The sequence below is a fragment of the Shewanella sp. SG41-4 genome, from assembly GCF_014164505.1.
Lineage (GTDB): Bacteria > Pseudomonadota > Gammaproteobacteria > Enterobacterales > Shewanellaceae > Shewanella.
The window spans coordinates 1-788 of sequence record NZ_JACJFI010000726.1; the positions used below are offsets into that span (position 1 = coordinate 1).

The window sequence follows — 788 nt, forward strand, 5'->3', positions numbered from 1 at the left end:
CCGGCGATATCAATCACTTGCGCCGTAACATCAACATCAGTTGCGCCTGCAGTGACAGGGACTTCAACGTCAAAGCCGTTGTCGAGCATGTCTTGAGTGACAGGGCCATTAAATAGGGTGTTGCCATTGCCGTCAGTGACAATCAAGGTGTCGCCAACTTGAGTGCCAGTCGCTAGCGTCACGGTGGCGGTCACAGTGCCATCAGTACCGATCTCATCGCTGTTGAACACGCCATCGCTGCCCATGCCGCTGAACTCTACAGTCGGTGCAGGTGCGGCAACATTGTCCACAGGTTGGTTGTCAGTGGCGGTTGCAGATGGGTTACCGGCGATATCAATCACTTGCGCGGTGACATCAACATCAGTTGCGCCTGCAGTGACAGGCACTTCAACATCAAAGCCGTTGTCGAGCATGTCTTGAGTCACAGGGCCGTTAAATAGGGTGTTGCCATTGCCGTCAGTGACAATCAAGGTGTCGCCAACTTGGGTGCCAGTCGCTAGCGTCACGGTGGCGGTCACAGTGCCGTCAGTACCGATCTCATCGCTGTTGAACACGCCATCGCTGCCCATGCCGCTGAACTCTACAGTCGGTGCTGGTGCCATGGTGGCATCAACAGGTTGTGTATCTGTTGCAGTCGCAGATGGGTTACCCGCAATATCAATTACTTGCGCGGTCACATCAACATCAGTTGCGCCTGCAGTGACAGGCACTTCAACGTCAAAGCCGTTGTCGAGCATGTCTTGAGTGACAGGGCCGTTAAATAGGGTGTTGCCATTGCCGTCAGTGAC

1 protein-coding gene is annotated in these 788 nt (G+C 54.6%); it reads right to left on the reverse strand.

Annotation, left to right across the window (positions count from 1 at the left end; genetic code table 11):
• Window positions 1–788: hypothetical protein (locus H5202_RS23520; RefSeq protein ID WP_182774122.1), on the reverse strand; the 788-nt coding region annotated here is incomplete at both ends.